Genomic DNA, 24,994 nt, shown 5'->3' with positions numbered 1-24,994 from the left:
TCCGCGAAGGTGGCCGTACGGTCGGCGCGGGCGTGGTTGCCAAGGTCATCAAGTAAGTCAGCGTATCCCGGCGGCCGTTGGCCGCTGCGATACGTGCTGCCGTTGAGCCGGCCCTCGGGCCGGATAGCGCCAGCGGCCATCGGCTCACGCCGACGGCTTTTTCCGCTCTCCGGGTGTTGCGCTTTGCCTGGCGGGCCCGCTATAATCGCTGACCACTTCGGCGGATCCCTTCGGGAGTTCGCCGGAACTGCGAAATGAGGTGCAGGATGCGCCTCGTCTTCGCCAGACATGGAACACGTCGCGCGGCAGTACCCCGGTCCCTCCCGAAGCTCTTCGGGACCCAGCGGACCAGGGGAATTGTCACGTTCGCTTCCTCCGTCTGGGCGGGCCGAGTAGATCGGCCTGCCTTGTTTTTTGCAGCAACGGTTTGCGGAGGGCGTTCATTGCCTCCCTGGGCCATCGAATCCACCGGGGTTCCGCGCACCCAGCCGCGGGCCCGTCGCTCTTTCAACGAAGGAATTCCGTCATGGCGGACCAGAAAATCCGGATCCGGCTGAAGGCTTTCGATCATCGACTGATCGATCGTTCTGCCAGCGAGATCGTAGAAACGGCCAAGCGGACAGGCGCGCAAGTGCGCGGCCCGATCCCCCTGCCGACCAAAATCGAGCGTTACACGATCCTGACGTCCCCGCACGTCGACAAGGATGCGCGTGACCAGTACGAAACCCGCACGCACAAGCGCGTGCTCGACATCGTCGATCCCAACGACAAGACCGTGGACGCGCTGATGAAGCTCGAGCTCGCGGCTGGCGTCGACGTCCAGATCAAGCTGACCTGAGGACTGAACCATGACCGCGAAGATTCATTCGTTGGGCATCGTCGGCCGCAAGGCCGGCATGAGCCGGGTGTTCACCGAGGACGGCCAGTCCATCCCGGTGACCCTGATCGAAGCCACCCCCAACCGCATCACCCAGGTGAAGACGAGCGCGACCGACGGCTACAGCGCCGTGCAGGTCACCGTCGGCAGCAAGCGTGCGGTGCTGGTGAACAAGCCCGAAGCCGGTCACCTGGCCAAGGCCAAGGTCGAAGCGGGTCGTGGCCTTTGGGAGTTCCGCGTTGCCGACGACCAGGTCGGCGGCTTCGAGGTTGGCGGCGAAGTGAAGGCCGACATTTTCGAAGTGGGCCAGATGGTCGACGTCCAGGGCGTGACCAAGGGCAAGGGCTTCCAGGGCACGATCAAGCGCTGGAACTTCAGCATGGGTGACGCGACGCACGGCAACTCGCTGTCGCATCGCTCGCCGGGCTCGATCGGCCAGCGCCAGACGCCGGGCCGCGTGTTCCCGGGCAAGAAGATGTCCGGTCACATGGGTGCCGTGCGCCAGAGCACGCAGAACCTCGAAGTGGTCCGGGTCGACGCCGAGCGCGGCCTGATCGCCGTGAAGGGTGCGGTTCCGGGCGCGCCGGGCGGAGACGTGATCGTGCGTCCCGCGAGCAAAGGATAAGGAGAGATGACCATGGAACTCTCTATTACGGGTAGCAACAGCAAGATGTCGGTCTCCGAGGTGGTGTTCGGCCGCGAGTTCAACCGGGACCTGGTCCACCAGGTCGTGGTTGCCTATCGCAACGCCGGCCGCGCCGGGACCAAGGCGCAGAAGACGCGCTCGGAAGTCAGTGGCACGACCAAGAAGTCGAAGAAGCAGAAGGGCGGCGGCGCGCGTCATGGCGCGTTGACGGCCCCGATCTTCGTCGGCGGCGGCGTGACGTTCGCGGCCAAGCCGCGCAGCTTCGAGCAGAAGGTCAACCGCAAGATGTACCGCGCGGCGATGATGGCCATCCTCTCCGAGCTCAACCGCCAGGGTCGCCTGCAGGTCGTCGAGACCTTCGAGGTCGATGAGACGAAGACCAGCGGGCTGGTCGAGAAGCTGAAGGGCTTCGAGCTGGGCCGGCGTCCGCTGATCGTCACCGAGGACGGCTCGGAACACCTGTACCTGTCGGCGCGCAACCTGCCGTATGTGCAGATCCGTGACGTCCAGGGCCTGGATCCGGTTTCGCTGGTCGGCGCCGACAGCGTGCTGGTCACCGCGGACGCCATCAAGAAGATCGAGGAGTGGCTGGCATGAACGACGCCAAGCTCTATGCACTGATCCGTGCGCCGCGCGTGTCCGAAAAGACCGCGCGCCTGCAGGAAGTGTCCAACCAGTACGCGTTCGAAGTGGCGACCGATGCAACGAAGGCCGACATCAAGATCGCGGTTGAAAAGCTGTTCGACGTCAAGGTCGAGGCGGTCAACGTGTTGAACGTGAAGGGCAAGCAAAAGGCCTTCCGCAACCGCAACGGCCGTCGCGGCGACTGGCGCAAGGCGTACGTGACGCTCGCCGATGGCCAGTCGATCGACGTCATGAACACCAAGGCCTGAGGAAGCTCCCATGCCATTGATGAAATTCAAGCCCACCTCTGCCGGTCGCCGCTCCGCGGTACGCGTGGTCGCGCCCGAGCTGCACAAGGGCGCGCCGTACGCGCCGCTGCTCGAGCCGCAGAGCAAGACCGGTGGCCGCAACCACCACGGTCGCATCACCACCCGCCACATGGGTGGTGGCCACAAGCAGCATTACCGCATCATCGACTTCAAGCGCGACAAGGAAGGCATCCCCGCGCGCGTCGAGCGGCTCGAGTACGACCCCAACCGCACCGCGCACATCGCGCTGCTGCTGTACGTGGACGGTGAGCGCCGCTACATCATCGCGCCCAAGGGCCTGAAGGCCGGCGACCAGGTGATCGCGGGCAACGATGCCCCGATCCGCGCCGGCAACAGCCTGCCGCTGCGCAACATCCCGGTTGGTTCCACCGTGCACTGCATCGAGATGAAGCCGGGCAAGGGCGCGCAGATCGCCCGTGCCGCCGGAGCCGGCGTGCAGCTGGTCGCCCGCGAAGGCGTCTACGCCACCCTGCGCCTGCGTTCGGGCGAGATGCGTCGCGTCCCGAGCGAATGCCGCGCCACGATCGGTGAAGTCGGCAATGTCGAGCACAACCTGCAGAAGCTGGGCAAGGCGGGCGCGAAGCGCTGGCGCGGCATCAAGCCCACCGTGCGTGGTGCCGCCATGAACCCGGTCGACCATCCGCACGGCGGTGGCGAGGCGAAGGCCGGCCAGGGCAACCCGCATCCGGTCACCCCGTGGGGCGTGCCGACCAAGGGTTACAAGACCCGACACAACAAGCGGACGCAGCAGTTCATCGTGCGCGACCGTAGGAGCTAATCGACAATGGCACGTTCACTCAAGAAGGGCCCGTTCGTCGACCACCACCTCGTCAAGAAGGTGGAGGCCGCGGGCAACACCAAGCGTCCGATCAAGACCTGGTCGCGCCGTTCGATGGTGCTCCCGGAGATGGTGGGCTTCACCATCGCCGTCCACAACGGCCGCAACCACGTCCCGGTGCTCGTCAACGAGAACATGGTTGGCCACAAGCTCGGCGAGTTCGCCCTGACCAGGACCTTCAAGGGTCATGGCGGCGACAAGAAGTCGCGTTAAGGAGATGACGATGGAAGCGAAAGCAATCCTGCGCACCGTGCGCATCTCCCCGCAGAAGGCACGACTGGTCGCTGACCAGGTCCGTGGCCTCTCGGCCTCGCGCGCCCTCGACCTGCTGAAGTTCAGCGACAAGAAGGCCGCCCACCTGATCTACAAGGTCGTGTATTCGGCCACCTCCAATGCCGAGAACAACCTCGGCGCGGACGTCGACGAGCTCAAGGTCAAGGCGATCATGGTCGACGAAGGCCCGACGCTGAAGCGCTTCATGGCGCGGGCGAAGGGTCGCGGTACGCGGATCCTCAAGCGCACCAGCCACATTACCGTCGTTGTCGGCGAGGGGAAGTAAGCATATGGGTCACAAAGTTCATCCCATCGGCTTCCGCCTGGGCATTTCCAAGGACTGGAATTCCAAGTGGTACGCCGGCAAGAAGGATTACGCCGACTATCTGGTCTCGGACCTGAAGGTCCGCGAGATGCTTCGCAAGAAGCTGGCCGCGGCCGGCATCAGCCGCATCATGATCGAGCGGCCCTCGAAGTCGGCGCGCGTCACGATCCACACCGCCCGTCCGGGCGTGGTGATCGGCAAGCGCGGTGAGGACATCGAGAAGCTGCGCAAGGAAGTCAGCGCGATGATGGGCGTCCCGGCGCACATCAACGTCACCGAGGTCCGCAAGCCGGAGCTTGACGCGCAGCTGGTCGCCGAGTCGATCGCACAGCAGCTCGAGCGCCGCATCATGTTCCGCCGCGCGATGAAGCGCGCCGTCGGCAACGCGATGCGCCTGGGCGCGCTGGGCATCAAGGTCAACGTCGCCGGCCGCCTCAACGGCGCCGAGATCGCGCGTTCGGAGTGGTACCGCGAAGGTCGCGTGCCGCTGCATACGCTCCGCGCCGACGTCGACTACGGCTTCGCCGAGGCGAAGACCCAGTACGGCATCATTGGAATCAAGACCTGGATCTACAAGGGCGAGATCTTCGACTTCGCCCAGGTCGGCCAGGAAAAGCAGGACGATTCGCCGCGTGGCGAACGTGGCGACCGCGGTGACCGCGATCGTCCGCGTGGCCCGCGTCGTGATCGCGAGGCGAGGGACTAAGTCATGCTGCAACCCAAGCGAACCAAATACCGCAAGATGCACAAGGGCCGCAACGACGGCCTGGCGTGGAGCGGCAACGCCGTCAGCTTCGGCGAGTACGGCCTCAAGGCCACCCAGACCGGCCAGCTGACCGCACGCCAGATCGAATCCGCGCGCCGCGCCATCAGTCGCCACGTGAAGCGCGGCGGCAAGATGTGGATCCGCGTGTTTCCCGACAAGCCGATCAGCAAGAAGCCCATCGAAGTCCGCATGGGCTCGGGCAAGGGCAACGTGGAGTTCTGGGTCGCCCAGATCCAGCCCGGCCGCATGATCTACGAGATCGAGGGCGTCGACGAGGCGACCGCACGCGAGGCGTTCCGCCTGGCTGCCGCCAAGCTCTCGGTCACCACCACTTTCGTGACCCGGACGGTGCGCTGATGGACATCAAGGAACTCCGCCAGAAGTCTTCGGACGATCTGAAGGCGCACCTTCTCGAGCTGCAGAAAGAGCAGTTCTCGCTGCGCATGCAGAAGGCGACCGGCCAGCTCGCCAAGACCCACGACGCCCGTCGGGTACGCCGCGAGATTGCTCGCGTCAACACCCTGCTCGGCGCGAAGCAGTAAGGACCGGGCAGACATGACCGAAAACACCGAAAAGAAGCTGCGCACGGTCGAAGGCCGCGTTGTCAGCAACAAGATGGACAAGACCGTGACGGTGCTCGTTGAGCGTCAGGTCAAGCACGCGCTGTACGGCAAGTACATCCGTCGCTCGACCAAGCTGCACGCCCACGACGCCGAGAACTCCTGCAGCGAGGGCGATACCGTCCGCGTGGTGGAAATCGCGCCGATGTCCAAGACCAAGAACTGGCGCGTCGTGGAAATCGTCGCGCGCGCGGCTGAATAAGGAGGCTCCGAAATGATCCAGATGCAGAGCCACCTCACCGTGGCCGACAATTCCGGCGCCAAGGAAGTGATGTGCATCAAGGTGCTGGGCGGCTCGAAGCGCCGTTACGCCGGCATCGGCGACATCATCAAGGTGTCCATCAAGGACGCCATTCCGCGCGGCAAGGTCAAGAAGGGCGAAGTCTACGACGCCGTCGTGGTGCGCACCCGCAAGGGTGTCCGCCGTGCCGACGGCTCGCTGATCCGCTTCGACGGCAACGCCGCCGTGCTGCTCAACAACAAGCAGGAGCCGATCGGCACCCGCATCTTCGGGCCTGTGACCCGCGAGCTGCGCTCCGAGAAGTTCATGAAGATCGTCTCGCTCGCACCCGAAGTGCTCTGAGCCGGTCGAAGAGGAAGCCAACATGAACCGTATCAAGAAGGGTGACCGCGTGATCGTCACCGCCGGCAAGGACAAGGGCAAGCAGGGCGAGGTGGTTCGCGTGCTCGGCGACAAGGTCGTCGTCTCCAACGTGAACATCATCAAGCGCCACACCAAGCCCAACCCCCAGGCCAACCAGCCCGGTGGCGTGATCGAGCGCGAAGCGCCGGTCGACGCGTCGAACGTGATGCACTTCAACCCTGCCAGCGGCAAGGGCGAGCGCATTGGTACCAAGATCCTCGAGGATGGACGCCGCGTACGCGTGTTCCGCTCGAGCGGTGAGGCGATTGACGCCTGAGGAATGTGAAATGACGACCCGCCTGGAAAAGTTCTACAAGGAAGAAGTGGTGCCGAAGCTCACCGAGCAGTTCGGCTACACGAATCCGATGCAGGTTCCGCGCCTGAGCAAGATCACGCTCAACATGGGCGTGGGCGAGGCTGCCGCAAACAAGAAGGTGCTCGAGCACGCGACCGCCGACATGGCCAAGATCTCCGGCCAGAAGGCGCTGGTGACGAAGTCGCGCGTTTCGGTGGCGTCGTTCAAGATCCGTGACGGCTGGCCGATCGGCTGCAAGGTCACGCTGCGTCGCGCCCGGATGTACGAGTTCTTCGACCGCCTGGTCAACGTCGCGCTGCCGCGCGTCCGCGACTTCCGTGGCGTCTCGGCCCGCTCGTTCGACGGCCGTGGCAACTACAACATGGGCGTGAAGGAGCAGATCATCTTCCCGGAGATCGACTTCGACCAGGTCGACGCCCTGCGTGGCATGGACATCGCCATCACCACGACGGCGAAGACCAACGAAGAAGCCAAGGCGCTGCTCGAGGCCTTCCGCTTCCCGTTCCGCTAACAGACTTCAGGACAACACACCATGGCAAAGACCTCGATGGTCAACCGCGAAGTGAAGCGCGCGAAGCTGGCGAAGAAGTTCGCCGCCAAGCGCGACGAGCTGAAGAAGATCGTCAGCAGCGAGTCGGCGAGCTTCGAGGACAAGATGGAGGCCGCGGTCAAGCTGCAGAAGCTGCCCCGCGACTCCTCGCCCTCGCGCCAGACCACCCGCTGCGCGCTGACCGGCCGTCCGCGCGCCGTTTACAGCAAGTTCGGCCTGGGCCGCAACAAGCTGCGCGAAGCCACCATGCGTGGCGACGTCCCCGGCCTGCGCAAGGCCAGCTGGTAACACTGCGTCAAGCCGGCCCGATGGGCCGGTCCAACACGAATTCGCAATCCTGCGGATATCGGTGCACTCATAAGGCAACTATCAATGAGCATGACTGATCCCATCGCCGATATGCTGACCCGCATGCGCAATGCGGCGGCTGTCGGCAAGCCGACGGTGAAGATGCCGTCCTCCAAGACCAAGGTGGCCATCGCCAAGGTGCTGCAGGACGAAGGCTACATCGCCGGTGCGCACGTGACCGAGAACGGCGCCAAGGCCGAACTCGAGATCGTGCTGAAGTACTACGAGGGCCGTCCGGTCATCGAGCGCATGCAGCGCATTTCGCGCTCGGGCCTGCGCCATTACCGCGGCAAGTCCGAGCTGCCGAAGGTCCTCAACGGCCTCGGCATCGCCATCATCTCCACCTCGAAGGGCATCATGACCGATACGCAGGCACGCCAGCAGGGCGTCGGCGGCGAGGTCCTGTGCTTCGTGGCCTAAGGGAGTAACCGCAATGTCCCGAATTGCCAAGAAGCCGATCACCCTTCCGAAGGGCGTCGAGCTGAAGATCCAGGACGGTACCGTCGCGACCAAGGGCCCGAAGGGCTCGCTGTCGATGGCGATGCCGGCCGGCGTCGAGTTCACCATGGAGGACGGCCAGGCCGTTCTGTCGCCGGCGACCCCGGCCGACATGGCCATCACCGGCACCATGCGCTCGGTCATCGCCAACATGGTGCAGGGCGTTTCCGAAGGCTTCGAGCGCAAGCTCGAGCTGGTGGGCGTCGGTTACCGCGCCGCCATGCAGGGCCAGGACCTGAACCTGTCGCTGGGCTTCTCCCATCCGGTGCTGTTCAAGCCGCCGGCGGGTATCACCATCAGCACGCCGACCCAGACCGAGATTGTGGTCAACGGCGCCGACAAGCAGCAGGTCGGCGAAGTGGCAGCCAAGATCCGCGGCTACCGTCCGCCGGAGCCGTACAAGGGCAAGGGCGTCAAGTACGCCGGCGAGAACATCATCCGCAAGGAAGCCAAGAAGGCCTGATCGGCCTTCAGCTTTCGGAGAACGAGACCATGCAGAAGAAAATTGCCCGCCTGCGCCGCGCCAAGTCGACGCGCGCGCACATCCGCGAACTGGGCGTCCCGCGCCTGTCGGTGCTGCGCACCGGCCAGCACCTGTACGCGCAGCTGTTCAGCGCCGACGGCTCGAAGGTCCTGGCTTCGGCCAGCACCACCCAGGCCGACGTGCGCGACGGCCTGAAGAACGGCCGCAACACCGAAGCCGCGACCAAGGTCGGCCACGCGATCGCCGAGAAGGCCAAGGCCGCCGGCATCGAATCAGTTGCCTTCGATCGCTCCGGTTACAGGTATCATGGGCGGATCAAGGCCCTGGCCGACGCCGCGCGCGAAGGTGGCCTGCAGTTCTAAGCGTCAAGACAATGTGTTGAAAGGGTGGGGCGCCGTCCCCACCCTTTGCCTCCTGCCGATGCGGGCTGCATCGGACGCCTCCCGGCTTCTGCCCGGGGCCGCGGTCCACCGATCCACACCACAACCATAAGCGGCCACGAGCCGTACATCCCTCAATACATACAGGCAGCATCGAAATGGCAGAAGAACGCGCACCGCGCGGTCGTGACCGCGACCGCAACCGCGAAGAAATCGACGACGGCATGATCGAGAAGCTGATCACGGTCAACCGTGTCAGCAAGACCGTCAAGGGTGGCCGCCAGTTCACCTTCACCGCGCTGACGGTCGTCGGCGACGGCGCCGGCAAGGTCGGCTTCGGCTACGGCAAGGCCCGCGAGGTCCCGGTTGCCATCCAGAAGTCGATGGAGCAGGCCCGCCGGAACATGACCTCCGTGCACCTCAACGGCGCCACGCTGTACCACACGGTGAAGGCCGGCCACGGCGCCGCCCGCGTGTTCATGCAGCCCGCGTCCGAAGGTACCGGCGTGATCGCCGGTGGTGCCATGCGCGCCGTGCTCGAAGCGGTCGGCGTGAAGGACGTGCTGGCGAAGGCCGTCGGCTCGCGCAACCCGATCAACCTCGTCCGGGCCACCGTCAAGGGCCTGGCCGGCATGCACTCGCCTGGCGACATCGCGGCCAAGCGCGGCAAGAAGGTGGAGGACATCGTCCATGGCTAAGAACGAAGCCGGCACCGGCACCGTCAAGGTGCGCCTGGTCAAGGGTCTGCGCGGCTCGCAGGCCAAGCACCGCCTGTCCGTCAAGGCCCTGGGCCTGGGCAAGCTCAACAGCGTCCGCGAACTGAAGGACAGCCCCCAGGTCCGTGGCCTCATCAACAAGGTCCACTACCTGGTCCGGGTCGAGGAATAAGCACATGAAGCTCAACACCATGCAGCCCGCAGAGGGCGCCCGCACCGATCGCAAGCGCGTCGGCCGCGGCATCGGCTCCGGCCTCGGCAAGACCGCCGGCCGCGGCCACAAGGGTTCCTTCGCCCGCTCGGGCAAGGGCAAGATCAAGGCCGGCTTCGAAGGCGGCCAGATGCCGCTGCGCAAGCGCCTGCCCAAGGTCGGCTTCCGCTCGCGCATCGCCGGCGACACCGCCGAGGTCATGCTGTACCAGCTCGAGCGCCTGGAAGGCGTCATCGACTTCAAGGCGCTGCGCGCCGCGAAGCTGGTGCCGGCCACGTCCAAGCGCGCCAAGATCGTCCTGAAGGGCGAGGCCACCAAGGCCCTCGTGCTGAAGGGCGTGCTGGCCACGGCCGGTGCCCGCGCGGCGATCGAAGCCGCCGGCGGCAAGGTCGAGGAGTAAGCAGCGCATGGCACGCAGCGGCAGCGCAATGGGGGGCATGGGCGGGCTCGGCAAGTTCACCGAGCTGCGCCAGCGCCTGCTGTTCGTCCTCGGGGCGTTGATCGTCTACCGCGTCGGGTGCTACATCCCGGTGCCGGGCGTCAATCCCGATGCCATGCTGCGCCTGATGGAGCAGACCGAAGGCACCATCGTGGACATGTTCAACATGTTCTCCGGTGGTGCGCTCGAGCGCTTCAGCCTGTTCGCGCTCAACGTGATCCCCTACATCTCGGCGTCGATCATCATCCAGATGCTCGTGCAGATCGTCCCGAGCCTGAAGGCGATCCAGAAGGAAGGCGAGTCCGGCCGCCGTCGCATCACCCAGTGGTCGCGCATCGGCGCCATCCCGCTGGCGATCTTCCAGGCGGCGGGCATCGCGACGATGCTGCAGAGCCAGGGCGTGGCCTATGCGCCCGGCCTCGGCTTCATCCTCACCGCCATCATCGCGCTGACCGCCGGCACCATGTTCCTGGTCTGGCTGGGCGAGCAGGTGACCGAGCGCGGCGTCGGCAACGGCGTGTCGCTGATCATCTTCGCCGGCATCGTGGCGGGGCTCCCGAGCGCCGTCATCACCACGTTCGAGGCCGCCCGCAACGGCGACATGAGTCCGATCGCGGTGATCCTGATCGCGCTGATCGTGGCCGCCTTCACCTACTTCGTGGTGTTCGTCGAGCGTGGCCAGCGCCGGATCACGGTGAACTACGCGCGCCGCCAGGGCGGTCGCAACGCGTACATGAACCAGAGCTCCTTCCTGCCGCTGAAGCTCAACATGGCCGGCGTGATCCCGGCGATCTTCGCGTCGTCGATCATCATGTTCCCGGCCACGGCCTCGACCTGGTTCAGCCAGGCGGGTTCGGCGACCTGGCTGCAGCGGGTAAGCCAGGCGCTGTCGCCCGGCGAGCCGCTCTACATCCTGCTGTACGCGGGCCTGATCGCCGGTTTCACGTTCTTCTATACTGCGCTGGTCTTCAACTCGCAGGAAACCGCGGACAACCTGAAGAAGTCCGGCGCGCTGATCCCGGGCATCCGTCCGGGCAAGGCCACGGCCGACTACATCGATGGCGTGCTGACGCGGCTCACCGCCGCCGGCGCGACCTACCTGGTGCTGGTCTGCCTGCTGCCGGAGTTCATGCGCACCGAGCTGAATGCGTCGTTCTACTTCGGCGGCACGTCGCTGCTGATCGTGGTGGTGGTGGTGATGGACTTCATCTCCCAGATCCAGGCCCACCTGATGTCGCACCAGTACGAGAGCCTGTTGAAGAAGGCGAACCTGAAGGGTGGCGCGCGCGGCTTGCCGCGCGGCTGAAGATTCAAAACGGATCCCGTGGTGCCCGGCATGGCCGGTGTCTCCAGGGATCCAGGCCCGGCCGTGTCACGGCGGGGCCTTGATGGGCGACTTGCGTGGCGGTCCCGCGCGCAGGTGGTTCCAGGCCAGTCCCGGCGCCAGAGTAGCGACGGGCGGGCAGGGCTCCGAAAGGGGTCCAGTCCAGTCGGGAACCTTCGCCGGAGCATGGGCACACTCCCCATGCCGGGCTTGTCGGACGCCGTTGGCGGCCGCGGGCTTCCTTGCACCCCGGGATCCTGATACAATTTCTTGTTCACTGCGCCGGATTACCCGTCCGGCCGCCCCAATCAGTTGGAGATCCGCGCATGGCGCGTATTGCAGGTGTCAACCTGCCTGCCCAGAAGCACGTCTGGGTCGGGCTGCAAAGCATCTACGGCATTGGCCGTACCCGTTCGAAGCAGGTCTGCGAAGCCGCAGGCGTGTCGTCGAGCACCAAGATCCGCGACCTGTCGGAGCCTGACGTCGAGCGCCTGCGCGCCGAAGTCGGCAAGTACGTGGTCGAGGGCGACCTGCGCCGCGAGATCGGCATGGCCATCAAGCGTCTGATGGACCTGGCCTGCTACCGCGGCCTGCGTCATCGCCGTGGCCTCCCCCTGCGCGGCCAGCGCACCCGGACCAATGCACGCACCCGCAAGGGTCCGCGCAAGGCCATCAGGAAATAAGGAACCACGACCATGGCCAAGCCGGCAGCCAAGCCGAAGAAGAAGATCAAGCGCGTCGTCACAGACGGCGTTGCCCACGTCCACGCTTCGTTCAACAACACCATCATCACGATCACCGACCGTCAGGGCAACGCGCTCTCGTGGGCGACTTCGGGCGGCGCGGGTTTCCGCGGTTCGCGCAAGTCGACCCCGTTCGCAGCCCAGGTCGCCGCAGAGAAGGCCGGCAAGGCCGCCCTCGACTACGGCGTGAAGTCTCTTGAAGTCCGCATCAAGGGCCCGGGTCCGGGTCGCGAGTCGGCCGTCCGGTCGCTCAACAACGTGGGCTACAAGATCACCAACATCATCGACGTGACGCCAATCCCGCACAACGGGTGCCGTCCGCCGAAGAAGCGTCGCGTCTAAGGGGGCGATAAGAAATGGCTCGTTATATCGGTCCCACCTGTAAGCTCGCCCGTCGCGAAGGCGCCGACCTCGGTCTGAAGTCGCCCGCGCGCGCCCTTGACTCCAAGTGCAAGCTCGAGCAGAAGCCCGGCCAGCACGGTGCCGGCACCGGCGCGCGTCGCAGCAAGCTCTCCGACTACGCCCTCCAGCTTCGCGAGAAGCAGAAGGTCAAGCGTATCTACGGCCTGCTGGAGCGCCAGTTCCGCAACTACTACAAGAAGGCCTCGACCAAGAAGGGCAACACCGGCGAGAACCTGCTTCAGCTGCTGGAAACCCGTCTCGACAACGTCGTCTACCGCATGGGCTTCGCGATCACCCGCCCGGCCGCGCGCCAGCTGGTGTCGCACCGTGGCGTCACGGTCAACGGCAAGCCCGTGAACCTGCCGTCCTACCAGGTCAAGGCCGGTGACGCGATCGCGCTGTCGGAGAAGGCCCAGAAGCAGATGCGCGTCCAGGAGGCGCTGACGGTGTCCTCGACGATGGACCTGTCGCCGTCCTGGGTCGAGGTCGACTCGAAGAAGTTCAGCGGCGTGTTCAAGGCGGTCCCCGACCGTGGCGACCTGCCCGCCGACATCAACGAAGCGCTGATCGTCGAGCTGTACTCGAAGTAATTCACCCGGCCAGCCGGCGGATGCCGGCGGGCCCCAGGAGACACGAAACATGACGGTTACCGCCAACCAGGTCCTGCGCCCGCGTGGCCCCCAGATCGAGCGCCTCGCCGGAAACCGCGCGAAGGTCGTGATCGAGCCGCTCGAGCGCGGCTACGGCCATACGCTCGGCAACGCCCTGCGCCGCGTCCTGCTGTCGTCGATTCCCGGCTTCGCCATCACCGAGGTCGAGATCGACGGCGTGCTGCACGAATACAGCACCATCGAAGGCCTGCAGGAAGACGTGCTCGAGGTGCTGTTGAACCTCAAGGACGTTGCCATCCGCATGGGCACCGGCGAAAGCGCCACGCTCACCCTGGCCAAGTCCGGCCCGGGCGTCGTGACCGCCGCCGACATCAAGACCGACCACAACGTCGAAGTGCTCAACGGCGAGCACGTGATCTGCCATCTGACCAAGGACGCGTCGATCAACATGCGCCTGAAGATCGAGCGTGGCTTCGGCTACCAGCCGGCGTCCGCGCGTCGCCGTCCGGACGAAGAGACCCGCGTCATCGGTCGCCTGATGCTGGACGCGTCGTTCTCGCCGGTCCGCCGCGTCGCCTACGAGGTCGAAGCCGCCCGCGTCGAGCAGCGCACCGACCTCGACAAGCTGGTAATCGACATCGAGACCAACGGCACGATCGATGCCGAGGAAGCCGTGCGCACCGCCGCCGACATCCTCACCGACCAGCTGAGCGTCTTCGGTGACTTCACCCGCCGCGAAGGCAACGACCAGAAGGCCCAGGCCCCGGGCGTCGATCCGGTGCTGCTGCGCCCGATCGACGATCTCGAGCTGACGGTGCGTTCGGCCAACTGCCTCAAGGCCGAAAGCATCTATTACATCGGCGACCTGATCCAGAAGACGGAAGTCGAACTGCTCAAGACCCCCAACCTCGGCAAGAAGTCGCTTACCGAGATCAAGGAAGTGCTGGCCCAGCGTGGCCTCTCGCTCGGCATGAAGCTCGAGAACTGGCCGCCGGCCGGTGTCTCGGCGCACGGCATGCTCGGCTAAGACCAGACAGACAGGAACCAAGACCATGCGCCACCAGAAATCCGGCCGCAAGTTCAGCCGCACCAGCGCACACCGCGATGCCATGTTCACCAACATGGCGGCGTCGCTGCTCAAGCACGAGCTGATCAAGACCACGCTTCCGAAGGCCAAGGAGCTCCGCCGCGTCGCCGAGCCGCTCATCACCATGGGCAAGACCGACGGCGTCGCAAACCGCCGCCTGGCCTTCTCGCGCCTGCGCGACAAGGAAGCCGTAGGCAAGCTGTTCGTCGACCTGGGCCCGCGTTACCGCGAGCGTCCGGGCGGCTACCTGCGGATCATCAAGTGCGGTTTCCGCGACGGCGACAACGCGCCGATGGCCTACGTCGAGCTCGTCGACCGGCCGCAGGCGTCCGCCGAGTAAGCACGGCGACGTTTTCGCGTGCACCAACCCCGGCCATGTGCCGGGGTTTTTGCTATCTTGGCCTCCGTTTTGCGCGAGCCGATCGATGACCCCGAACCCGTTCCGCTGGACCTTCCGCTCGCAGTGCCTGGCTGGCTTCGCGATCTGCGCGGCGCTGATCGGCTTTGCGATCTTCTCCCAGTTCGCCTGGGGCCTGGAGCCGTGCCCGCTGTGCATCTTCCAGCGGATCGCGTTCGCGGCCCTGGGCCTGGTGTTCCTCGTGGCCGGGCTCCATGCGCCGCGGTCGGGCGGGGGAAGGGCGATCTATGGCGTGCTTGGCTTCCTGGCCGCCGCCGTGGGCATGGCCATCGCCGGGCGCCACGTCTGGATCCAGTACAACCCGCCCGAGATCCCGGGCTGTGGGCCGCCGCTGTCATTCCTGCGCGAAACGATGTCCACGGGCAACGTGATCCGCAAGGTGCTGACCGGCAGCGGTGACTGCGGCACCATCGACTGGACCTTCCTCGGCCTGTCGATGCCGGCCTGGAGCCTGGTCTGGTTCGTGCTGCTGGCGGTGCTGTTCGTGGCCGCGGCCTTCCAGCGTCGCCGACGGAGCTGGCGCTGACCGGCATTGCGATACACGGCGCTGGAGCGGATGATGGCTGTCGCTGCAGTGCAACAACGACGATCCCATGCCCGCAAACGAACGCAACCTCCGTCCCGTGAACCTGGCCCCCGGCTGGAGTCCGGACAGCTGGCGCACGCGCACGGCGCTGCAGATGCCCACGTATCCCGATGCCGCGGAACTCGCGCGCGTCCAGGGCGAGCTGGGTGCGCTGCCGCCGCTGGTGACGTCGTGGGAGATCATGGCGCTGCGGCAGCAGCTGGCCGAGGCGCAGGAGGGGCGACGCTTCCTGCTCCAGGGCGGTGACTGCGCGGAGAACTTCAGCGATTGCAATTCGGCGGTGATCTCGAACCGCCTGAAAGTGCTGCTGCAGATGAGCCTGGTGCTCGTGCACGGCCTGCGCCTGCCGGTGGTGCGTGTCGGCCGTTTCGCCGGCCAGTACGCCAAGCCGCGTTCCGCCGACACGGAAACCCGCGACGGGACGACGCTGCCGACCTATCGCGGCGACATGGTCAATGCGCCCGAGTTCACGGCCGCGGCCCGGACGCCCGATCCCCGACGCATGGTCAAGGCGCACGCGCGTTCCGCGATGACCATGAACTTCGTGCGCTCCCTGATCGACGGCGGTTTCGCCGACCTCCACCATCCCGAGTACTGGGACCTGGGCTGGGTCGGGCATTCGCCGCTGGCCGAGGAATACCAGCGCATGGTCGGCAACATCGGCGAGGCCGTGCGCTTCATGGAGACGTTGTCGGGCACCGAGGTGCACAACCTCAACCGCGTTGATTTCTTCACCTCGCACGAGGCCCTGCTGCTGCCCTACGAGGAGGCGTTCACGCGCCAGGTGCCGCGGCAGTGGGGCTGGTTCAACCTCAGCACCCACTTCCCGTGGATCGGCATGCGGACCGCGGCCAACGACGGTGCCCACGCGGAGTACTTCCGCGGCATCCGCAATCCCATCGCGGTGAAGATCGGGCCGACGGTGGCGCCGGACGAGCTGTTGCGGCTTGTCGACCTGCTCAACCCCGACGACGAACCGGGGCGACTGAGCTTCATCTGTCGCATGGGCGCGGCGCAGATCGCGGACCGCCTGCCGCCCCTGCTGGACGCGATGAAGCGCGATGGGCGCCGCGTGCTCTGGATCTGCGATCCGATGCACGGCAACACCGAGTCGACCAGCAACGGCTACAAGACGCGCCGCTTCGACAACATCCGCACCGAGATCGAACAGAGCTTCGACCTGCACGCCGCGGCGGGCACGCGCTTGGGCGGCGTGCACCTGGAGCTCACCGGCGAGGACGTCACCGAGTGCACGGGTGGCGCACGCGACCTGGGCGAGGTGGATCTCGAACGGGCGTACCGCTCCGCGGTGGACCCACGGCTCAACTACGAGCAGTCGCTCGAGATCGCGATGGCGATCGTGCGCAAGCACGCGCAGCTGAAGCTGCCGATCAAGGCCTGAACGGCGTCCACGCCGCGCGGCATGCACCCGGTGCCGTGCCGCCCTAGAGCAGCCGCGCCTGCACGGGTGCGGCGGGAAGCGGTGCGCCGGTCAACGGCCACGCGGCCAACGCCTCGTAGCGGCCGCCGGGATTGAACAGCAGCTCGAAGCGATCCACGCGCACCACGTCGTCGCCGCAGGCGATGTCTTCAAGCCAGGCCTGTGCGGGCAGGCCACGCTCCAGGTAAGCCAGGGTCACGTGTGGCTGCGTCGTCACCTGCAGCGGGCGAATGCCGCATTGCCGGATGGCGTCGCGGGTCGCGTCGCACAGCGCCTGCAGCGCGGGGTTGGCGTGCGGCAACGCGACGACCGCCCCCGATTGCGACCAGTACGCCACCCGTTCGATCTGGAACCCATGCGCCGGAATGCGCGCCGCAGTCACGGCGAAGGCGTCAAGCAGCGCGGGCGTCACCAGCTCCCTGGCGTCGTAACCGATGAAGCAAAGGGTGGCGTGCCACTGGTCCGGACGGCGCGGCTGCAAGCGCCGCCCGTCAGCCGGCTGCCCGGCGTGGAGCCTGGCCGCAAGCGCAGCCAGGTGTTCGCGGCCTTCGGCATCCGGCCGCCAGCCGGGAAACAGCGCCTGGCTCACGCCGCGCGGCTGGCCCGCTTGCGGTCGGTTTCGCTGAGGTGCTTCTTGCGCAGGCGGATTTCCTTCGGCGTGACCTCGACCAGCTCGTCATCCTCGATGAAGTCCAGCGCCTGCTCGAGCGTGTACTTGATCGCCGGCGTCAGCTTGATCGCGTCGTCCTTGCCGGACGCGCGCATGTTGGTCAGCGGCTTGGTCTTGATGGCATTGACGGTGAGGTCGTTGTCCTTCGAGTGGATGCCGATCAGCTGGCCCTCGTAGACCTGGTCGCCCTCGGCCGCGAACAGCTTGCCGCGCTCTTCCAGCGGTCCCAGCGAGTAGGCCGGGGTGGCGCCCGCGGCATTGGCGATCATCACGCCGTTGGTGCGCTTGGCAATCGCACCCTGTTCCTTCGGGCCGTAATGGTCGAAGACATGGAACAGCAGGCCGGTGCCCTGGGTGAGCGTCTTGAACTCGTTCTGGAAGCCGATCAGGCCGCGCGCCGGGATCATGTAGTCCAGCCGCACGCGCCCCTTGCCGTCGGACTCCATGTTCTTCAGCTGGCCCTTGCGGATGCCCAGCTTCTCCATCACGCCGCCCTGGTGCACTTCCTCGATGTCGACCACCAGCTGCTCGACCGGCTCCATCTGCTGGCCGTCGATGGTCTTGATGATGACTTCCGGACGCGACACCGCGAGTTCGAAGCCCTCGCGGCGCATGGTCTCGATCAGCACCGACAGGTGCAGCTCGCCGCGGCCGGAGACCAGGAACTTGTCGGGGTCCGAGCCTTCCTCGATCTTGAGCGCGACGTTGTGCAGCGTCTCGCGCTCCAGGCGCTCGCGGATCTGGCGGCTGGTGATGAACTTGCCGCCGCTGCGGTCCTTGTTGCCGGCGAACGGCGAGTTGTTGACCTGGAAGGTCATGCTGATGGTCGGCTCGTCGACGGTCAGCGCGGGCAGCGCTTCGGGCGTATCGAGTGCGCAGACCGTATCGGAGATCGACAGGTCGGCGACGCCGCTGAGGGCGAGGATGTCGCCGGCCTTGCCTTCATCGACCTCGACGCGCTCCAGGCCCAGGAAGCCCAGCACCTGCAGTACCTTGGCCTGGCGCTTCTTGCCGTGGCGGTCGACCACGCTCACCGCCATGTTGGTCCGCACCACGCCGCGCTGGATGCGGCCGATACCGATCAGGCCGACGAAGTTGTTGTAGTCCAGCTGGCTGATGCGCATCTGGAACGGGCCGTCCGGGTCCACCGTCGGCGCAGGTACGTGCTTCATGATCGCTTCGTACAGCGGTGTCATGTCGCCGTCGCGGACGGTGTCTTCCATGCTGGCGTAGCCGTGCAGCGCCGAGGCGTAGACGATCGGGAAGTCGAGCTGCTCGTTGGTGGCGCCGAGCTTGTCGAACAGGTCGAAGACCTGGTCGATCACCCAGTCCGGGCGCGCGCCCGGGCGGTCGATCTTGTTGACCACCACGATCGGGTTGAAGCCCATCGCGAACGCCTTCTGGGTCACGAAGCGCGTCTGCGGCATCGGGCCGTCCATCGCGTCGACCAGGATCAGCACCGAGTCGACCATCGACAGCACGCGTTCGACCTCGCCGCCGAAGTCGGCGTGTCCGGGGGTGTCGACGATGTTGATGCGGTTGCCATTCCAGTTGATGGCGGTGTTCTTTGAAAGGATCGTGATGCCACGTTCCTTTTCCTGGTCGTTGCTGTCCATCATCCGCTCGGCGGTCACCGTGCGTTCGCTGAACGTGCCCGACTGCTTGAGCAGGCAATCGACGAGGGTGGTCTTGCCGTGGTCGACGTGGGCGACGATGGCGATATTGCGAAGGCGTTCGATGGACATCGGGGAAACCGCACCTCGTGCCTTCTTGGGGCAGGGCGCATTGGGCCTGTGGCGGGGAAGCCGGACATTATACTGTGCCGGGCGCCCCGCTACATAGTGTTGCAATGCGGCCGGGCGGCTCCACTTCAGATCCGTGGCCCGGCGCTGCCCGGGCCCAGCCCCTTCCAGACACCTCCCCAGGAATCCCCGACATGTCCCTGAACGCCGTTTTCGACACCGACCGTGGCCAGATCAAGGTCGAGCTCTACCCCGACCAGGCCCCCCTGACCGTGGCCAATTTCGTCAATCTCGCCAAGCGCGGCTTCTACGATGGGCTCGGCTTCCACCGGGTCATCCCGGACTTCATGGTCCAGGGCGGCTGCCCCAAGGGCACCGGCACCGGCGGCCCGGGCTACAAGTTCGAGGACGAGGCCAACAACGGCGTGAAGCACGACCGCGGCGTGCTGTCCATGGCCAACGCCGGCCCCAACACCAACGGCAGCCAGTTCTTCATCACCCACATCAAGACCGACTGGCTGGACGGCAAGCACACCGTCTTCGGCAAGGTCACCGAGGGCCTGGACGTGGTCGATGCCGTCAAGCAGGGCGACGCCATCAAGTCGGTGAAGATCGAAGGCGATGCCGACGCCGTGTTGGCCGCGAAGGCGGACCGCGTCGCCGAGTGGAACCGGATCCTGGCGGCCTGAGCCAGCGGTCCCCGGCAGGGCGCGATGCTAGAATAAGCGGCTGCAACCAGCGCTTTCCGGGCCTTCCCGGCGCGCCCCGCCACTCCACTTCCCGAGGTTTTCGCAATGCCCCAGCTTGCCCAGCGCATGGGTCGCGCCAAGCCCAGCGCGATCATGGTCGTGGCCGAGACGGCCCAGCGCCTGAAGGCCGAAGGCCGCGACATCATCAGCTTCTCGATCGGCGTCCCCAACTTTCTCCCCGGCGAGCATGTCTATGCCGCCGCCCGCAAGGCACTGGACGTCGATTCGGGCCAGTACGGCAGCAACCGCGGCGCCGCCGGCCTGCTTGACGCCTTCGTCGGCCACCTCGACGGCCTGGGCCTCACCGGCTACACCCGCGCCAACTGCGCGACGGGCGTCGGTGCGAAGCACATCCTCTACAACCTGGCGGAAGCGCTGTTGGACGAGGGCGACGGATTTGCCTTTGCCACGCCGTACTGGACCAGCTACATGGACATCGCCGAGATCGTCGGCGCCGACATCCAGCTGCTCCCGTGCCCGGCGGAACAGGATTACAAGCTCACGCCGGAACAGCTCGACGCCGCGCTTGCGAAGAAGCCGAAAGTGTTCCTGTTCAACAACCCGTCCAATCCTACGGGCATGGTGTACACGAGGGACGAGATCGCGGCCCTGGCCGACGTCGTCGCCCGCCACCCCGATACCTGGATCATCACCGACGACATCTACAACACGATGGTGTTCGACGGCGTCGGCTACCACAACTTCGTGCACGCCCGCCCCGAGCTGCGCGAGCGCGTGATCTTCGTCGACTCGCTGTCCAAGACCTATGGCATGCCCGGCTGGCGCGTCGGCCTGATGGCCGGCCCCGAGGTCGTGGCCCAGGCCGTGACCACGATGAACTCGAACCACATCACCAGCCTGCCGGAAGTCGTGGCCGCCGCCGCCGCTGCGGCGCTGTCGGGCCCGCAGGACGTGCCCGCCGCGCGTTGCGCCGAGTTCCAAGGCAAGCGCGACCAGGTCGTGGCCGCGCTCAATGCCATTCCCGGCGTGGTCTGCCCGGTGCCGCAGGGCGCGTTCTACGCCTTCCCGGACATCAGCTGCGCTTTCGGCAAGTCGCACTCGGGCAGGGTCATCAACAATGATGTCGAGTTCTGCGCCGCCCTGCTCGAGGCCAAGGGCGTTGCCTGCGTTCCGGGCTCGGCCTTCGGCGAGCCGCGCGGCCTGCGCATCAGCTACACCTGCCCGACGCCGCAGCTGGCGCCGGGCCTTGCGCGCATCCAGGAGTTTTTCGCCGAGCTCGCATGAGCCTGGCCCGTTCCGGGCCCCGATCCGCGGGGTTCGGTACGTCGGCGTTTCCTGCGCCGCACACGCGTTCCTCCAATCCCACGCACCATCGGAGCCACCCCATGAAAACCCCCGTCCGAGTTGCCGTCACCGGCGCCGCCGGCCAGATCGGTTACGCCCTGCTGTTCCGCATCGCCTCCGGCGAAATGCTCGGCCGCGACCAGCCCGTGATCCTGCAACTGCTCGAGCTGCCGATGGAGAAGGCCCAGGCCGCGCTCAAGGGCGTGATGATGGAGCTGGAAGACTGCGCGTTCCCGCTGCTGGCGGGCATGGTCGGCACCGATGATCCCGAAGTCGCGTTCAAGGACGCCGACATCGCCCTGCTGGTCGGCGCGCGCCCGCGCGGTCCGGGCATGGAGCGCAAGGACCTGCTACTGGAGAACGCGAAGATCTTCACCGCCCAGGGCGCGGCGCTGAACAAGGTCGCCAGCCGCGACGTCAAGGTGCTGGTGGTCGGCAACCCGGCCAATACCAATGCCTACATCGCCATGAAGTCGGCCCCGGACCTGAAGGCGAAGAACTTCACCGCGATGCTGCGCCTCGACCACAACCGTGCGCTGAGCCAGCTGGCCAACAAGGCCGGCGTGGCCGTGGGCGACATCGAGAAGCTGGTGGTCTGGGGCAACCACAGCCCGACCATGTATCCCGACTACCGCTTCGCGACCGTCAAGGGTGAATCGCTGAAGGACAAGATCAACGACGCGGACTGGAACGCCAATGCGTTCATCCCGCAGGTCGGCAAGCGCGGCGCGGCCATCATCGAGGCGCGCGGGCTGTCGTCGGCGGCATCGGCGGCGAATGCGGCCATCGACCACATCCGCGACTGGGTGCTGGGCTCGAATGGCAAGTGGGTGACGATGGGCGTGCCGTCCGACGGCAGCTATGGCATTCCCGAGGGTGTGATCTACGGCGTGGCGGTGACCACGGAGAACGGCGAGTACACGCGTGTGGAAGGCCTGGGGATCGACGACTTCAGCCGCGCCGCCATGGACAAGACCCTGGCCGAACTCGAGGAAGAGCGCGAGGGCGTGGCGCACCTGCTGGGCTGAGCCTGGCGTAGGGGTGTTCGAGGAAGCCGGGCCGATGCCCGGCTTCTTCGTTTCCAGGGCCCGGTTAGAATATCGGGCCCAGTACGAACCAGGATCACCATGTCCGAGCCGACCTCCGCAGGCGCGCGTTTCCGCGCCGCCGTTGCCGACGAATCCCCCCTGCAGGTGATGGGCGCCATCACCGCTTATGCCGGCCTGATGGCCAAGCGCACGGGCTACAAGGCGCTGTACCTCTCCGGTGGCGGCGTGGCCGCGAACTCGCTCGGGATGCCCGACCTCGGCATCAGCACCATGGAAGACGTGCTGATCGACGCCCGCCGCATCGTCGAGGCCACCGGCCTGCCGCTGCTCGTGGACATCGACACCGGCTGGGGCGGGGCATTCAACATCGCCCGCACCGTCCGCAGCTTCGAGCGCGCCGGCGTCGCCGCCGTGCACATGGAAGACCAGGTCGGCCAGAAGCGCTGCGGCCACCGCCCGAACAAGGAAGTGGTGCCGAAGCAGGAGATGGTCGACCGGGTGAAGGCCGCCGTCGACGGCCGCACCGATGCCGGTTTCGTGGTCATGGCGCGTACCGACGCCGCCGCGGTCGAGGGCATCGATTCGGCCATCGAGCGCGCGGTCGCCTACGTCGAGGCCGGTGCCGACATGATCTTCCCCGAGGCGATGAAGTCGCTCGAGGATTACCGCAAGTTCAAGAGCGCGGTGAAGGTGCCGATCCTCGCCAATCTCACGGAGTTCGGCTCGACCCCGTTCTTCACCACCGATGAGCTGGGCGACGCGGGCGTCGACATCGCCCTGTACTGCTGCGGCGCCTACCGCGCCATGAACAAGGCGGCGCTGAACTTCTACGAGACCGTGCGCCGCGAGGGCACGCAGAAGAACATCATCGACACCCTGCAGACGCGCGCCGAGCTGTACGACTTCCTGGGCTACCACGCCTACGAGGAAAAGCTCGACGCGCTGTTCTCGAAGGACTGAGCGCGCCCGCGCCGATCCCACTGCCTATACGGAGCAAGACCCTGATGAGCGAAACCCCGAGCAACCTGCCCAAGCCGAAGAAGTCGGTGGCCCTGTCGGGCACGGCCGCCGGCAACACCGCGCTTTGCAGCGTGGGGCGCAGCGGCAACGACCTGCATTACCGCGGCTACGACATCACGCAGTTCGCGACCGCCGCCGAGTTCGAGGAAGTGGCCTACCTGCTGGTGCACGGCAAGCTGCCGTCGAAGCCCGAGCTCGCCGGCTACAAGGCGAAGCTGAAGTCGCTGCGCGGCATCCCGGCAGCGGTGAAGGCCGCGCTCGAAGAGCTGCCACCGTCGGCGCACCCGATGGACGTGATGCGCACCGGCGTTTCGGTGCTCGGCTGCGTGGCGCCGGAGAAGGACGACCACAACCACCCCGGTGCGCGCGACATCGCCGACAAGCTGATGGCGTCGCTGGGTTCGATGCTGCTGTACTGGTACCACTACAGCCACAACGGCCGGGTCATCGACGTCGAGACCGATGACGACTCCATCGGCGGCCATTTCCTGCACCTGCTGCATGGCGAGCCGCCGCCGGAGAGCTGGGTGCGCGCGATGCACACCTCGCTGATCCTCTATGCCGAGCACGAGTTCAACGCATCGACGTTCGCGTCGCGCGTGATCGCGGGCACTGGCAGCGACATGCATTCGTGCATCACCGGTGCCATCGGTGCGCTGCGCGGGCCCAAGCATGGTGGCGCCAACGAGGTCGCGTTCGAGGTGCAGAAGCGCTACGACACCCCCGACGAAGCCGAGGCCGACATCCGCGAGCGCGTCGGCCGCAGGGAAGTCGTGATCGGCTTCGGCCATCCCGTGTACACCGTCGGCGATCCGCGCAACGGCATCATCAAGCAGGTCGCGAAGGATCTGTCGGAAGCGCAGGGCGACACCCGCATGTATGCCATCGCCGAGCGCCTGGAATCGGTGATGTGGGACATCAAGAAGATGTTTCCCAACCTCGACTGGTTCAGCGCGGTGAGCTACCACATGATGGGCGTGCCGACGGCCATGTTCACGCCACTGTTCGTGATCGCGCGGACCAGCGGCTGGAGCGCGCACGTGGTCGAGCAGCGCATCGACGGCAAGATCATCCGGCCGAGCGCGAACTACACCGGGCCGGAAAACCGCGACTGGGTGCCGATGGCCGAACGCGACTGATCGCCTCGGACCGGACCTGCAAAAACGGCGCCACGTGGGCGCCGTTTTTGTATCCCGTGGTTCGCCCCCGGCCTGTAGGAGCAGCTATGGCTGCGACCTTCCCGCAGGCCCGGATCGCAGCTGTAGCTGCTCCCACAACCAAGGCCCGGATCGCAGCTGTAGCTGCTCCCACAAGAAGGTGCGGGGATCAGTCCAGGCCTTCGGCCTTCAGCGCGGCGTGCACGCCCGCGTCGGCCTCCATGCGTGCCTTGAACGCGGCGATGTGCTCGAGTCCGGACATGTCCACGCCGGTGCCCTGCGCCCAGCGCAGGGTCATGTAGAAGTACGGATCGGCGAAGCTGCGGAAGCCGGCCAGCCAGTCGTTGCCGGCCAGGCGCTTGTCGGCGGTTTCCATGAGTCCGCGGACCATCGTCCTCGCGGCCGTCTTGACGGCGTCGTGCTGGGACTCGTTGTCGATGTAGCGCACGGGCGAGAAGATCGGCTTGAACGCCGGATGCAGGTCGGAGTTGACGAACGACAGCCAGCGCGTGGCTTCGGCGCGCTGGCGCGGGGATCCATCACCGCCCAAAGCCGCCTGCGGATGCGTGTCGGCGATGTAGCCCATGATCGCGGCGTTCTGGGTGAGCACGAAGTCGCCGTCGATCAGCGCCGGCACCGCGCCCGCAGGGTTGATGGCGAGGAAGGCGGGCGCCTTCATTGCGGGACCATCGAGGATCTCGACCTCGAACGGACCACCGGCCCACTGAAGGACGATATGGACGGCCGTCGAGCAGGCGCCCGGCTTGGAATACAGCTTCATGTGCGGCTCCGCGTGTAGGAAGCCGC

At 66.3% G+C, this 24,994-nt stretch carries 37 protein-coding genes; 34 read left to right on the top strand and 3 right to left on the bottom strand.

What is annotated here, in order from left to right; genetic code table 11:
* Window positions 1–526: 526 nt before the first annotated feature.
* The 29 genes from rpsJ (at window position 527) to ACW5F0_RS11660 (ending at window position 16,456) form a co-directional block, all read left to right on the top strand.
* Window positions 527–838, top strand: coding sequence for a 30S ribosomal protein S10 (gene rpsJ / locus ACW5F0_RS11800; RefSeq protein WP_024891232.1), 312 nt, complete (start codon window positions 527–529; stop codon window positions 836–838).
* A 10-nt stretch (window positions 839–848) separates the two neighbouring features.
* Window positions 849–1,502, top strand: coding sequence for a 50S ribosomal protein L3 (rplC, locus tag ACW5F0_RS11795; protein ID WP_456965749.1), 654 nt, complete (start codon window positions 849–851; stop codon window positions 1,500–1,502).
* Between the two features lie 12 nt (window positions 1,503–1,514).
* Entirely contained in the window at window positions 1,515–2,120 is a 606-nt protein-coding gene (gene rplD / locus ACW5F0_RS11790) for a 50S ribosomal protein L4 (protein WP_456966009.1), read from the top strand.
* The gene (rplW, locus tag ACW5F0_RS11785; protein ID WP_456965750.1) at window positions 2,117–2,416 is read left to right on the top strand and encodes a 50S ribosomal protein L23; all 300 of its coding nucleotides are present in this window, start codon (window positions 2,117–2,119) and stop codon (window positions 2,414–2,416) included. Before rplD ends, rplW begins: the two co-directional genes overlap by 4 nt.
* A 10-nt stretch (window positions 2,417–2,426) precedes the next feature.
* Entirely contained in the window at window positions 2,427–3,254 is an 828-nt protein-coding gene (rplB, locus tag ACW5F0_RS11780) for a 50S ribosomal protein L2 (protein WP_456965751.1), read from the top strand.
* Window positions 3,255–3,260: 6 nt separating this feature from the next.
* Window positions 3,261–3,527, top strand: coding sequence for a 30S ribosomal protein S19 (rpsS, locus tag ACW5F0_RS11775; RefSeq protein WP_132985268.1), 267 nt, complete (start codon window positions 3,261–3,263; stop codon window positions 3,525–3,527).
* Window positions 3,528–3,537: 10 nt separating this feature from the next.
* Window positions 3,538–3,873: a 50S ribosomal protein L22 gene (gene rplV / locus ACW5F0_RS11770; RefSeq protein WP_199363299.1), complete on the top strand. Its 336-nt coding sequence runs from the start codon at window positions 3,538–3,540 to the stop codon at window positions 3,871–3,873.
* Window positions 3,874–3,877: 4 nt separating this feature from the next.
* Window positions 3,878–4,618 (top strand): 30S ribosomal protein S3, encoded by a 741-nt coding sequence (rpsC, locus tag ACW5F0_RS11765; protein WP_456965752.1) that lies wholly within the window; start codon window positions 3,878–3,880, stop codon window positions 4,616–4,618.
* A gap of 3 nt (window positions 4,619–4,621) precedes the next feature.
* A complete protein-coding gene (gene rplP / locus ACW5F0_RS11760; protein WP_456965753.1) occupies window positions 4,622–5,035 on the top strand; it encodes a 50S ribosomal protein L16 in 414 nt (137 codons plus the stop codon).
* Complete coding sequence (gene rpmC, locus ACW5F0_RS11755) at window positions 5,035–5,220, top strand: 50S ribosomal protein L29 (RefSeq protein WP_132985264.1); 186 nt, start codon at window positions 5,035–5,037, stop codon at window positions 5,218–5,220. The genes rplP and rpmC overlap by 1 nt, the downstream gene beginning before the upstream one ends.
* A 13-nt stretch (window positions 5,221–5,233) precedes the next feature.
* Complete coding sequence (rpsQ, locus tag ACW5F0_RS11750; RefSeq protein WP_132985263.1) at window positions 5,234–5,500, top strand: 30S ribosomal protein S17; 267 nt, start codon at window positions 5,234–5,236, stop codon at window positions 5,498–5,500.
* A 12-nt stretch (window positions 5,501–5,512) separates the two neighbouring features.
* The gene (rplN, locus tag ACW5F0_RS11745; RefSeq protein WP_456965754.1) at window positions 5,513–5,881 is read left to right on the top strand and encodes a 50S ribosomal protein L14; all 369 of its coding nucleotides are present in this window, start codon (window positions 5,513–5,515) and stop codon (window positions 5,879–5,881) included.
* A 22-nt stretch (window positions 5,882–5,903) separates the two neighbouring features.
* Window positions 5,904–6,218 (top strand): 50S ribosomal protein L24, encoded by a 315-nt coding sequence (gene rplX / locus ACW5F0_RS11740; protein ID WP_132985261.1) that lies wholly within the window; start codon window positions 5,904–5,906, stop codon window positions 6,216–6,218.
* A 10-nt stretch (window positions 6,219–6,228) separates the two neighbouring features.
* On the top strand, window positions 6,229–6,768 hold the full coding sequence (gene rplE, locus ACW5F0_RS11735) for a 50S ribosomal protein L5 (protein ID WP_456965755.1): 540 nt from the start codon (window positions 6,229–6,231) through the stop codon (window positions 6,766–6,768).
* A 21-nt stretch (window positions 6,769–6,789) separates the two neighbouring features.
* Window positions 6,790–7,095 (top strand): 30S ribosomal protein S14, encoded by a 306-nt coding sequence (rpsN, locus tag ACW5F0_RS11730; RefSeq protein WP_456965756.1) that lies wholly within the window; start codon window positions 6,790–6,792, stop codon window positions 7,093–7,095.
* A gap of 84 nt (window positions 7,096–7,179) precedes the next feature.
* Entirely contained in the window at window positions 7,180–7,575 is a 396-nt protein-coding gene (gene rpsH, locus ACW5F0_RS11725; protein ID WP_456965757.1) for a 30S ribosomal protein S8, read from the top strand.
* A 13-nt stretch (window positions 7,576–7,588) separates the two neighbouring features.
* A complete protein-coding gene (gene rplF / locus ACW5F0_RS11720) occupies window positions 7,589–8,116 on the top strand; it encodes a 50S ribosomal protein L6 (RefSeq protein WP_456965758.1) in 528 nt (175 codons plus the stop codon).
* A gap of 29 nt (window positions 8,117–8,145) precedes the next feature.
* Entirely contained in the window at window positions 8,146–8,499 is a 354-nt protein-coding gene (gene rplR, locus ACW5F0_RS11715) for a 50S ribosomal protein L18 (protein ID WP_456965759.1), read from the top strand.
* Between the two features lie 176 nt (window positions 8,500–8,675).
* Window positions 8,676–9,215: a 30S ribosomal protein S5 gene (gene rpsE / locus ACW5F0_RS11710; protein ID WP_456965760.1), complete on the top strand. Its 540-nt coding sequence runs from the start codon at window positions 8,676–8,678 to the stop codon at window positions 9,213–9,215.
* Window positions 9,208–9,405 (top strand): 50S ribosomal protein L30, encoded by a 198-nt coding sequence (rpmD, locus tag ACW5F0_RS11705; RefSeq protein WP_144892887.1) that lies wholly within the window; start codon window positions 9,208–9,210, stop codon window positions 9,403–9,405. The genes rpsE and rpmD overlap by 8 nt, the downstream gene beginning before the upstream one ends.
* Before the next feature lie 4 nt (window positions 9,406–9,409).
* A complete protein-coding gene (gene rplO, locus ACW5F0_RS11700; protein ID WP_456999790.1) occupies window positions 9,410–9,844 on the top strand; it encodes a 50S ribosomal protein L15 in 435 nt (144 codons plus the stop codon).
* Window positions 9,845–9,851: 7 nt separating this feature from the next.
* A complete protein-coding gene (secY, locus tag ACW5F0_RS11695; RefSeq protein WP_456965762.1) occupies window positions 9,852–11,189 on the top strand; it encodes a preprotein translocase subunit SecY in 1,338 nt (445 codons plus the stop codon).
* 344 nt (window positions 11,190–11,533) lie between these two features.
* Entirely contained in the window at window positions 11,534–11,890 is a 357-nt protein-coding gene (gene rpsM, locus ACW5F0_RS11690) for a 30S ribosomal protein S13 (protein WP_456965763.1), read from the top strand.
* 12 nt (window positions 11,891–11,902) lie between these two features.
* Window positions 11,903–12,292 carry a 30S ribosomal protein S11 gene (gene rpsK / locus ACW5F0_RS11685; protein ID WP_132985250.1) on the top strand — a complete coding sequence of 130 codons (390 nt, stop codon included), beginning with the start codon at window positions 11,903–11,905 and terminating at the stop codon, window positions 12,290–12,292.
* A gap of 14 nt (window positions 12,293–12,306) precedes the next feature.
* Window positions 12,307–12,942 carry a 30S ribosomal protein S4 gene (gene rpsD, locus ACW5F0_RS11680; protein WP_132985249.1) on the top strand — a complete coding sequence of 212 codons (636 nt, stop codon included), beginning with the start codon at window positions 12,307–12,309 and terminating at the stop codon, window positions 12,940–12,942.
* A 49-nt stretch (window positions 12,943–12,991) separates the two neighbouring features.
* Window positions 12,992–13,990, top strand: coding sequence for a DNA-directed RNA polymerase subunit alpha (locus ACW5F0_RS11675; protein ID WP_456965765.1), 999 nt, complete (start codon window positions 12,992–12,994; stop codon window positions 13,988–13,990).
* A gap of 25 nt (window positions 13,991–14,015) precedes the next feature.
* Window positions 14,016–14,390, top strand: a complete 375-nt coding sequence (gene rplQ / locus ACW5F0_RS11670) for a 50S ribosomal protein L17 (RefSeq protein ID WP_456965766.1) — start codon at window positions 14,016–14,018, stop codon at window positions 14,388–14,390.
* An 85-nt stretch (window positions 14,391–14,475) separates the two neighbouring features.
* Entirely contained in the window at window positions 14,476–14,994 is a 519-nt protein-coding gene (locus ACW5F0_RS11665; RefSeq protein ID WP_456965767.1) for a disulfide bond formation protein B, read from the top strand.
* Window positions 14,995–15,061: 67 nt separating this feature from the next.
* The gene (locus ACW5F0_RS11660; RefSeq protein ID WP_456965768.1) at window positions 15,062–16,456 is read left to right on the top strand and encodes a class II 3-deoxy-7-phosphoheptulonate synthase; all 1,395 of its coding nucleotides are present in this window, start codon (window positions 15,062–15,064) and stop codon (window positions 16,454–16,456) included.
* 43 nt (window positions 16,457–16,499) lie between these two features.
* On the opposite strand, the gene ACW5F0_RS11655 is transcribed toward ACW5F0_RS11660, so the two are convergent.
* Together ACW5F0_RS11655 and typA are read right to left on the bottom strand one after the other, a co-directional pair.
* Window positions 16,500–17,084 carry a 2'-5' RNA ligase family protein gene (locus ACW5F0_RS11655; RefSeq protein WP_456999789.1) on the bottom strand — a complete coding sequence of 195 codons (585 nt, stop codon included), beginning with the start codon at window positions 17,082–17,084 and terminating at the stop codon, window positions 16,500–16,502.
* Window positions 17,081–18,910 carry a translational GTPase TypA gene (gene typA / locus ACW5F0_RS11650; RefSeq protein ID WP_456965770.1) on the bottom strand — a complete coding sequence of 610 codons (1,830 nt, stop codon included), beginning with the start codon at window positions 18,908–18,910 and terminating at the stop codon, window positions 17,081–17,083. Before typA ends, ACW5F0_RS11655 begins: the two co-directional genes overlap by 4 nt.
* 191 nt (window positions 18,911–19,101) lie before the next feature.
* On the opposite strand from typA, the gene ACW5F0_RS11645 reads away from it, so the two are divergent.
* The 5 genes from ACW5F0_RS11645 (at window position 19,102) to prpC (ending at window position 24,169) form a co-directional block, all read left to right on the top strand.
* Entirely contained in the window at window positions 19,102–19,596 is a 495-nt protein-coding gene (locus ACW5F0_RS11645; RefSeq protein WP_456965771.1) for a peptidylprolyl isomerase, read from the top strand.
* Window positions 19,597–19,701: 105 nt separating this feature from the next.
* Window positions 19,702–20,901 (top strand): aminotransferase class I/II-fold pyridoxal phosphate-dependent enzyme, encoded by a 1,200-nt coding sequence (locus ACW5F0_RS11640; protein ID WP_456965772.1) that lies wholly within the window; start codon window positions 19,702–19,704, stop codon window positions 20,899–20,901.
* Between the two features lie 101 nt (window positions 20,902–21,002).
* Window positions 21,003–21,989 carry a malate dehydrogenase gene (locus tag ACW5F0_RS11635; protein WP_456965773.1) on the top strand — a complete coding sequence of 329 codons (987 nt, stop codon included), beginning with the start codon at window positions 21,003–21,005 and terminating at the stop codon, window positions 21,987–21,989.
* Window positions 21,990–22,088: 99 nt separating this feature from the next.
* Window positions 22,089–22,970, top strand: a complete 882-nt coding sequence (prpB, locus tag ACW5F0_RS11630; protein ID WP_456965774.1) for a methylisocitrate lyase — start codon at window positions 22,089–22,091, stop codon at window positions 22,968–22,970.
* Window positions 22,971–23,014: 44 nt separating this feature from the next.
* Window positions 23,015–24,169 carry a bifunctional 2-methylcitrate synthase/citrate synthase gene (gene prpC, locus ACW5F0_RS11625; protein ID WP_456965775.1) on the top strand — a complete coding sequence of 385 codons (1,155 nt, stop codon included), beginning with the start codon at window positions 23,015–23,017 and terminating at the stop codon, window positions 24,167–24,169.
* Between the two features lie 187 nt (window positions 24,170–24,356).
* On the opposite strand, the gene ACW5F0_RS11620 is transcribed toward prpC, so the two are convergent.
* Window positions 24,357–24,968 (bottom strand): glutathione S-transferase family protein, encoded by a 612-nt coding sequence (locus ACW5F0_RS11620; protein ID WP_456965776.1) that lies wholly within the window; start codon window positions 24,966–24,968, stop codon window positions 24,357–24,359.
* Window positions 24,969–24,994 lie beyond the last annotated feature (26 nt).

Source organism: Luteimonas sp. A534, from assembly GCF_054072805.1.
The sequence above is the reverse complement of the archived record's forward strand: the minus strand, read 5'-3'. Positions and strand labels throughout refer to the sequence as shown.

What these genes read in the sequence shown, in the direction of transcription:
- rplV (WP_199363299.1), top strand. Translation starts at nt 3,538, where the DNA reads ATGGAAGCGAAAGCAATCCTGCGCACCGTGCGCATCTCCCCGCAGAAG.
- rpmC (WP_132985264.1), top strand. Translation starts at nt 5,035, where the DNA reads ATGGACATCAAGGAACTCCGCCAGAAGTCTTCGGACGATCTGAAGGCG.
- rplN (WP_456965754.1), top strand. Translation starts at nt 5,513, where the DNA reads ATGATCCAGATGCAGAGCCACCTCACCGTGGCCGACAATTCCGGCGCC.
- ACW5F0_RS11675 (WP_456965765.1), top strand. Translation starts at nt 12,992, where the DNA reads ATGACGGTTACCGCCAACCAGGTCCTGCGCCCGCGTGGCCCCCAGATC.
- rpsS (WP_132985268.1), top strand. Translation starts at nt 3,261, where the DNA reads ATGGCACGTTCACTCAAGAAGGGCCCGTTCGTCGACCACCACCTCGTC.
- rpsE (WP_456965760.1), top strand. Translation starts at nt 8,676, where the DNA reads ATGGCAGAAGAACGCGCACCGCGCGGTCGTGACCGCGACCGCAACCGC.
- secY (WP_456965762.1), top strand. Translation starts at nt 9,852, where the DNA reads ATGGCACGCAGCGGCAGCGCAATGGGGGGCATGGGCGGGCTCGGCAAG.
- ACW5F0_RS11640 (WP_456965772.1), top strand. Translation starts at nt 19,702, where the DNA reads ATGCCCCAGCTTGCCCAGCGCATGGGTCGCGCCAAGCCCAGCGCGATC.
- rplW (WP_456965750.1), top strand. Translation starts at nt 2,117, where the DNA reads ATGAACGACGCCAAGCTCTATGCACTGATCCGTGCGCCGCGCGTGTCC.
- rplB (WP_456965751.1), top strand. Translation starts at nt 2,427, where the DNA reads ATGCCATTGATGAAATTCAAGCCCACCTCTGCCGGTCGCCGCTCCGCG.
- rplP (WP_456965753.1), top strand. Translation starts at nt 4,622, where the DNA reads ATGCTGCAACCCAAGCGAACCAAATACCGCAAGATGCACAAGGGCCGC.
- ACW5F0_RS11645 (WP_456965771.1), top strand. Translation starts at nt 19,102, where the DNA reads ATGTCCCTGAACGCCGTTTTCGACACCGACCGTGGCCAGATCAAGGTC.
- ACW5F0_RS11635 (WP_456965773.1), top strand. Translation starts at nt 21,003, where the DNA reads ATGAAAACCCCCGTCCGAGTTGCCGTCACCGGCGCCGCCGGCCAGATC.
- rplQ (WP_456965766.1), top strand. Translation starts at nt 14,016, where the DNA reads ATGCGCCACCAGAAATCCGGCCGCAAGTTCAGCCGCACCAGCGCACAC.
- rpsN (WP_456965756.1), top strand. Translation starts at nt 6,790, where the DNA reads ATGGCAAAGACCTCGATGGTCAACCGCGAAGTGAAGCGCGCGAAGCTG.
- rplD (WP_456966009.1), top strand. Translation starts at nt 1,515, where the DNA reads ATGGAACTCTCTATTACGGGTAGCAACAGCAAGATGTCGGTCTCCGAG.
- ACW5F0_RS11660 (WP_456965768.1), top strand. Translation starts at nt 15,062, where the DNA reads ATGCCCGCAAACGAACGCAACCTCCGTCCCGTGAACCTGGCCCCCGGC.
- typA (WP_456965770.1), bottom strand. Translation starts at nt 18,910, where the DNA reads ATGTCCATCGAACGCCTTCGCAATATCGCCATCGTCGCCCACGTCGAC.
- rpsJ (WP_024891232.1), top strand. Translation starts at nt 527, where the DNA reads ATGGCGGACCAGAAAATCCGGATCCGGCTGAAGGCTTTCGATCATCGA.
- rplX (WP_132985261.1), top strand. Translation starts at nt 5,904, where the DNA reads ATGAACCGTATCAAGAAGGGTGACCGCGTGATCGTCACCGCCGGCAAG.
- ACW5F0_RS11620 (WP_456965776.1), bottom strand. Translation starts at nt 24,968, where the DNA reads ATGAAGCTGTATTCCAAGCCGGGCGCCTGCTCGACGGCCGTCCATATC.
- prpB (WP_456965774.1), top strand. Translation starts at nt 22,089, where the DNA reads ATGTCCGAGCCGACCTCCGCAGGCGCGCGTTTCCGCGCCGCCGTTGCC.
- rplR (WP_456965759.1), top strand. Translation starts at nt 8,146, where the DNA reads ATGCAGAAGAAAATTGCCCGCCTGCGCCGCGCCAAGTCGACGCGCGCG.
- rpsK (WP_132985250.1), top strand. Translation starts at nt 11,903, where the DNA reads ATGGCCAAGCCGGCAGCCAAGCCGAAGAAGAAGATCAAGCGCGTCGTC.
- rplE (WP_456965755.1), top strand. Translation starts at nt 6,229, where the DNA reads ATGACGACCCGCCTGGAAAAGTTCTACAAGGAAGAAGTGGTGCCGAAG.
- rplC (WP_456965749.1), top strand. Translation starts at nt 849, where the DNA reads ATGACCGCGAAGATTCATTCGTTGGGCATCGTCGGCCGCAAGGCCGGC.
- rpsC (WP_456965752.1), top strand. Translation starts at nt 3,878, where the DNA reads ATGGGTCACAAAGTTCATCCCATCGGCTTCCGCCTGGGCATTTCCAAG.
- rpsQ (WP_132985263.1), top strand. Translation starts at nt 5,234, where the DNA reads ATGACCGAAAACACCGAAAAGAAGCTGCGCACGGTCGAAGGCCGCGTT.
- rpmD (WP_144892887.1), top strand. Translation starts at nt 9,208, where the DNA reads ATGGCTAAGAACGAAGCCGGCACCGGCACCGTCAAGGTGCGCCTGGTC.
- rpsM (WP_456965763.1), top strand. Translation starts at nt 11,534, where the DNA reads ATGGCGCGTATTGCAGGTGTCAACCTGCCTGCCCAGAAGCACGTCTGG.
- rplF (WP_456965758.1), top strand. Translation starts at nt 7,589, where the DNA reads ATGTCCCGAATTGCCAAGAAGCCGATCACCCTTCCGAAGGGCGTCGAG.
- rplO (WP_456999790.1), top strand. Translation starts at nt 9,410, where the DNA reads ATGAAGCTCAACACCATGCAGCCCGCAGAGGGCGCCCGCACCGATCGC.
- ACW5F0_RS11665 (WP_456965767.1), top strand. Translation starts at nt 14,476, where the DNA reads ATGACCCCGAACCCGTTCCGCTGGACCTTCCGCTCGCAGTGCCTGGCT.
- rpsH (WP_456965757.1), top strand. Translation starts at nt 7,180, where the DNA reads ATGAGCATGACTGATCCCATCGCCGATATGCTGACCCGCATGCGCAAT.
- rpsD (WP_132985249.1), top strand. Translation starts at nt 12,307, where the DNA reads ATGGCTCGTTATATCGGTCCCACCTGTAAGCTCGCCCGTCGCGAAGGC.
- prpC (WP_456965775.1), top strand. Translation starts at nt 23,015, where the DNA reads ATGAGCGAAACCCCGAGCAACCTGCCCAAGCCGAAGAAGTCGGTGGCC.